This is a genomic window from Nocardioides bruguierae (assembly GCF_023554635.1).
Lineage (GTDB): Bacteria > Actinomycetota > Actinomycetes > Propionibacteriales > Nocardioidaceae > Nocardioides > Nocardioides bruguierae.
Genome location: NZ_JAMJPH010000022.1, coordinates 1 through 5,906, shown reverse-complemented (window position 1 = coordinate 5,906; position 5,906 = coordinate 1). Strand labels below are relative to the sequence as shown.

General features: G+C 74.3%; 5 protein-coding genes. 1 reads left to right on the top strand and 4 read right to left on the bottom strand.

Going from position 1 to position 5,906, the window contains the following annotated elements:
• Positions 1-110: 110 nt before the first annotated feature.
• The 4 genes from M8316_RS12230 to M8316_RS12215 all read right to left on the bottom strand — a co-directional run bounded on the left by M8316_RS12230 (position 111) and on the right by M8316_RS12215 (position 5,065).
• Positions 111-1,157 (bottom strand): phosphatase PAP2 family protein, encoded by a 1,047-nt coding sequence (locus M8316_RS12230; RefSeq protein ID WP_250054962.1) that lies wholly within the window; start codon positions 1,155-1,157, stop codon positions 111-113.
• Between the two features lie 65 nt (positions 1,158-1,222).
• Positions 1,223-2,227 carry an ABC transporter ATP-binding protein gene (locus M8316_RS12225; RefSeq protein ID WP_250054960.1) on the bottom strand — a complete coding sequence of 335 codons (1,005 nt, stop codon included), beginning with the start codon at positions 2,225-2,227 and terminating at the stop codon, positions 1,223-1,225.
• Between the two features lie 55 nt (positions 2,228-2,282).
• Positions 2,283-3,974: an ABC transporter permease gene (locus tag M8316_RS12220; protein WP_250054959.1), complete on the bottom strand. Its 1,692-nt coding sequence runs from the start codon at positions 3,972-3,974 to the stop codon at positions 2,283-2,285.
• Positions 3,971-5,065 (bottom strand): thiamine ABC transporter substrate-binding protein, encoded by a 1,095-nt coding sequence (locus tag M8316_RS12215; RefSeq protein ID WP_250054957.1) that lies wholly within the window; start codon positions 5,063-5,065, stop codon positions 3,971-3,973. Before M8316_RS12215 ends, M8316_RS12220 begins: the two co-directional genes overlap by 4 nt.
• Positions 5,066-5,294: 229 nt before the next feature.
• On the opposite strand from M8316_RS12215, the gene M8316_RS12210 reads away from it, so the two are divergent.
• The gene (locus tag M8316_RS12210; protein ID WP_250054955.1) at positions 5,295-5,810 is read left to right on the top strand and encodes a GNAT family N-acetyltransferase; all 516 of its coding nucleotides are present in this window, start codon (positions 5,295-5,297) and stop codon (positions 5,808-5,810) included.
• Positions 5,811-5,906 lie beyond the last annotated feature (96 nt).

Genomic DNA, 5,906 nt, shown 5'->3' with positions numbered 1-5,906 from the left:
GACTATACCCACCCACCCCACTGGGGGTGTGGCCCCCCCGGCCCGCCCCCCCCCCCCCGGGGGGGGGCCCCCGGTCCGAAGATCGTGCGTCGAGGGGCTGCGCGGCCCGGTCAGTCCTTGCCGACCGGGATGCGCGAGCCGGTCGTCGTGGGGTGCGAGGTGAGGCCGCTGTGGTCGAACCGCTGCCCCGTCGCCAGCCCGGCCACGTAGAAGGAGAAGAGGGCCAGGGTGATGCCGGCGATGTCGTCGGCGACGTAGTGCCAGCCGAAGTACAGGGTCGCCACCACGGTGATGGCGAAGTTCGCCCAGAACAGGATCTTCACCCAGCGCAGGCGCAGCGTGTACTGCACCATCAGCGCCATGAGCAGGGTGATGCCGCAGTGCAGCGAGGCGAAGCCGGCCACCGACTGCACCTGACCGGTGAGGCCGCCGAGGATGACGCCCTGCCGTGAGTTCACCAACGAGTCCATCAACGACGTCGTCGGCGTGTAGGCCAGGTCGGAGTAGAGGGAGACGTACTCGAGGCCGGGGCCGAGCGTGGGCAGCGCGTAGTAGGAGATCGTGCCCAGGCTCCAGGCGAGGCACTGGGCGGTCACGAACCAGTACCCGTAGGACAGGTTGCGCGACCACACGACCCAGACGGTCACCGCGATCGGCACCAGCGGCAGGAACCACAGGTAGATGTAGGACAGGAACCACGCGGCGACGTTGGTGCCGAGCAGGTCGTGCAGCACGATCGCGGGGTCGTGGCCGAAGAACAGCGCCCGGTCGAGCAGGTGCAGCTCGCGGTCGTACATGTTGTCCTGCATGAAGGGCAGGAACGACTTCAGGTTCCGGTAGCAGACGTAGGTGACGTAGAAGCACCCGATGCCCAGGAAGACCAGCAGCAGGCGGTCCTTGGTCCAGTGCGTGCGCAGCCGCTGCATGAAGACCGGCTTCATCGCCGACGGGCGCAGGCGCGACTTCCACAGCGTCCTGGGGATCAGGTCCACCAGGACGGCGCCGCCGAGCAGCAGCGGGAGCCGCAGCCACGACGGACCCAGGAAGCTGCCCTCGGGGTCGACCAGGGGGCGACCGAGGATCAGTGCGGTGACGACGGCCCACAGCCCCATCGCGGCAGCGGTTCCGACGAGCAGGACGTAGGCGCGGCGGTACACGAGGAGGGAGTCTAGGGAACGGTGCACAGCGGCTCCCAAGCCACGACGACGCGGCAGGGCCTCCCTCACCCCGGGAGCGGGGCGAGCCGACCCGGGTCGACCCGCAGCCGCACCTCGTCGCCCGGGCCGACGCCCCGGCCCAGGTCGGCGACGGCGTCGGCCTCCCCCAGCGGGGCGCCGTCCGGGCCCTCGAGGTCGACGACCAGCCGCGTCTGCACCGGCGTCGCGCGCACCGACCGCACGCGAGCGCGCAGCGGGCCGCCGTCGTCCGCTACCAGGGCCGAGCGGCGCACGGCCACCCGCTCCCCCGTCGCGGTCACGTCCGCCGCCGCCAGCAACGCGGACGCGGCGGGGCCGGTGAGCACGCGGGCGTAGCCGAGGAACAGGGCGGTCCAGGCGTCGACCGGCTCGCGCCACACCTCGGCGAGCGCGCCCTGCTGCACCACGCGGCCCTCGCGCATCACGGCCATCCGGTCGGCGACCGTGAAGGCCTCCTCGTGGTCGTGGGTGACCAGCAGCGTGGTGGTGCCCGCGCGGCGCAGGATGTCGCGCAGGTCGCCGGCCAGGCGCTCGCGCAGGCCGGCGTCCAGCGCCGAGAGGGGCTCGTCGAGCAGCAGCAGCCGCGGCTGCGCGGCCAGCGAGCGGGCCAGCGCCACCCGCTGGCGCTCCCCGCCGGACAGGGTGCCGGGCAGTCGCTCCCCGTAGCCGGCGAGCCCGACGAGGTCGAGCAGCTCCTCGACGCGCTCGGCCACCCGTCGTCCCCGCACCCGGCGCACGCGCAGGGCGTAGCCGACGTTGCGGGCGACGGTGAGGTGGTCGAAGAGCTGGCCGTCCTGGAACATCAGCGCGAACCCGCGGCGGTGGGTGGGGGTGCGGGCGAGGTCCCGGCCGTCCCAGGCGATCCGCCCGAGGGCGGGCTCGAGCCCGGCCACGGCCCGCAGCAGCGTCGACTTGCCGCAGCCCGAGGGACCCAGCACGGCCAGGACCTCGCCGTCGGCCACGGTGAGGTCCACGTCGCGCACGGCGGGCGTGCCCTCGTAGGCGATGCTCACGCCCTCGATGCTCAGCACGGCTGCTCCTGCCTGTCGGGGTGGGTGGTCGGGGTCGTCGGGGTGGTCGGGGGTCTCACCACGCCCCCAGGTTGCGCACGCGCAGCCGCTCCACGAGCAGCATGACCGTGGCGGTGACGGCCGCCAGCACGACCGAGGCGGCCAGGGCGGTGCCGAAGGTCTCGTCGCCGGGGCGCGAGAGCAGCCGGTAGATGACCACCGGCAGCGTCGGGTCGTCCGGCCGGGCCAGGAAGGACGTGGCGCCGAACTCGCCCAGCGAGACCGCGAACGCGAAGCCGGCGCAGGCCAGGAGCGGCCGCCAGGCGACGGGCACGTCGACGGTGAGGAACGTGCGCCACGCGCCTGCGCCCAGGGACGCGGCGGCCTGGCGCTGCCGGTCGTCGATGCCCGCGAGCACCGGCAGCAGGGTGCGCACGACCAGCGGCAGGGCCACCAGGGCCTGGGCGATCGGCACCAGCAGCGGCGAGTCACGTAGGTCGAGCAGGTCGGAGTCGAGGGTGATGAGGAAGCCGAAGCCGAGCGTGACGGCCGAGACGCCCAGCGGGAGCATGAACAGGCCGTCGAGCAGCCGCCGGACGCGGCGCTCGCCCCGGGTCCGGGAGCGGCGCGAGAGCAGGACGGCCACGAGGCCGCCGAGCAGCAGCGACATCCAGGTCGCGTCGATGCTGGTGCGCAGGGACGTGACGAGGGCGTCGGCGGCCGACGAGCCCGTCCAGGCGTCCTCGCCGGTGCTGGTCAGGGCCCGGTAGTGCACCAGCGACCAGCCGTCCGGGCCCTGGAGCGAGCCGACCACGAGCGCGGCGACGGGGGCGGCGAGCAGCAGCACCGCCACGCCGGTGAGCACCAGCGCGGCAGCGTCGCCCCGGCGGGGGCGGCGCGGGCGGGCCACGACCCGGGAGACGCGGCCGTCGCCGGCGGGCCGCAGCCGCCCGACGAGCAGCATGAGGGCCACCACCGCCACCAGCTGGAGGATGGAGAGTGCCGCGGCGCCCTGGAGGTCGAGCAGGTCGGTGGTGAGCAGGTAGATCTCGGTCTCCACCGAGGAGTACCGCAGCCCGCCCAGGGTGAGCACCACGCCGAAGGCGGTGGCGCAGAAGAGGAAGACGACGGTGGCCGCGGAGACCACCGCCGGCCGCAGCTGGGGCCAGGTGACGGTGGTCAGCACGCGCACCGGGGAGGCGCCCAGCACCGCGGCGGCCTCGCCGGGCCGCGGGTCGAGGCTCTCCCAGGCGGCGCCGACCACGCGGACCACCACGGAGACGTTGAAGAAGGCCAGGCCGAGGACGATCGCGGTGGCCGTGCCGTCCAGCTCGACCCCGAGCCAGCGCACGACCGGGCCAGACTCCCCCAGCAGCTCGCGGAAGGCCACGCCCACCACGACGGTGGGCAGCACGAACGGGACGATCACCGCCGCCCGCAGCAGGCGGCGGCCGGGGAACTCCAGCCGGTGCAGCGCGTAGGCGGCCGGCAGCCCCAGCAGCACCGAGACGGCGGTGCCGGCGGCGGCCGACCACACGGTGAACCACAGCACCCGGCGGGTCCGGTCCCGCCCGAGGACCTCGAGCACCCCGCCGACGTCCACGCTCGGCCCGCCGGGCCCGTCGACCACGAACCCGCGGGAGACCATGCCGGCCACGGGCACGACGAAGAAGACCACCAGGACGGCGGTGGGCAGGGCCGCGAGCGCGACGAGCCCGGCGACGCGGCGCAGGCCGGCCCCCGGGCTCGTCGGTGACCTGGGGGTCACCTGCTGACGACGTCCTGCCAGTCGGCCAGCCAGGTGTCGCGGTTCTCGGCGACGTCGGCGGGGTCGACCGTCCACGGGTCGTCGGGCTGGACGGCGAACTGCGCCCAGTCGGTGGGCAGCGCGGTGCCCTCGACCACCGGGAAGACGTACATCGACTCGGGCAGGGCGGCCTGCACGGCGTCGCTGGTGAGCCACGTGAGCACGGCCTGCGCGCCCTCGGGGTTCTCGGCGTTGGTCAGGACGCCGGCGTACTCGGTCTGCTGGAAGCAGGTGTCGAGCAGGGCGGCCGTGGTGGTGCCGCCCTCGCCGTCGGTGGTGAACGCGGGCGAGGAGTCGTAGCTGAGCACGATCGGCCGGTCGCCGTTGCCACCGCCGGCGGTGAAGTCGACCTGGTAGGCGTCCTCCCAGCCGCGGTCGACCTTGGCGCCGTTGTCCAGCAGGTCGCTCCAGTAGGACTGCCAGTCGTCGCCGTAGGCGGCGATGGTGGTCAGCAGGAAGGCGAAGCCGGGCGAGGACGTGGTGGCGCCGGAGGTGACGAAGAGGTCCTCGTACGTGGGGTCGGTGAGGTCGTCCAGCGTGGTGGGCGGCTCGATCCCCTGCTCGTCGAACCAGGCGGTGTCGACGTTGACGCACACCGAGGCGTCGTCGACGGCGACCATCGTGCCGTCGTCGTCGCCGGGCAGGGCGTGCTCGGCGACGCCGTCGGGCAGGTCGAGGTCGGCCGGGGCGAAGACGTCGTTGTCGAGCGCGCGCGAGCCGAAGGTGTTGTCGACACCGAAGGCGACGTCACCGATCGGGTCGTCCTGGGTCAGCACGAGCTGGCTGGTCAGGGAGCCGGCGTCGCCGACCGAGCGCAGCTCCAACGTGTAGCCGGTCTCGGACTCGAACTGCTTGATGAGCTTCTTGGGCAGGTAGAAGCTGTCGTGGGTCACCAGCGTGACGGTGCCCCCGGCCGCGGAGCCGGAGGAGTCGGCGGTGGCCGAGGCGTCCGAGGCGTCGGTGGCCTCGTCGCTCTCGGAGCCGACCAGCGAGCAGCCGGAGGCCAGGAGCGCGAGGGTCGCGGCAGCCGCCAGGCCGCGCGCCTGACGCACGCGGCGACGAGAGGTACGGGACGGACGGGTGGACGGGCAGGTGGACGGGCGGAGACGGGCACGCAGGCTCATCAGCACTCCCTTCGCCGGTGCTAACCGGGGCAGGTTCGTAGGGTCTGCGGCTGGCCCGCACTCTCAGCAACCCCCCGGCCTCGCGGCCGCCCGGGTGCTCCCCTGACTGGACGAGGGCACCTTAGCCCGGCATGCACGGCCCCAGCACAATGGCCCGGTGACCGAGAGCACTCCCCCGACACCCCAGGCCCGACCCGAGGCCCGCACCGAGGCCCGCACCGCGGCCAGCCCGTTCGCCGACCTCGACGTCCACACCGCCTACGCCGCGTGGAAGCTGCGCCAGGACGTGTTCGTCGTCGAGCAGCGCGACCCCTACGACGACCTCGACGGCCGCGACACGGAGCCGGCCACCCGTCACGTCACGCTGCACGTCGCGGGTGACGAGCGCCTGCTCGGCATCGCCCGGGTGCTGGACGACGGCGCGGAGCTGCGCATCGGCCGGGTCGTCCTGCACCCCGACGCCCGCGGCCGCGGCCTCTCCGCCCCGCTCATGCACGCCTGCCTGGAGGCCTGCGAGGCGCTCGACGCCGAGGCCGGGCTGCGACGGGACGTCGTGCTCGGCGCCCAGTCGCCCCTGGTCGGGTTCTACGGCGGCTTCGGCTTCGTCGTCGACGGCGAGGAGTACTTGGACGGGCACATCCCGCACCGCCCCATGCGGCTGGCGCGGGGCTGACCGACCCGGCACCCCACCCTCTCCGGGATCGGGGGGGGGGGGGGGGGGGCCGGGGGGGGGGGGGCGGGCGGGGGCCGGCGCCGGGGGGGGGGGGGG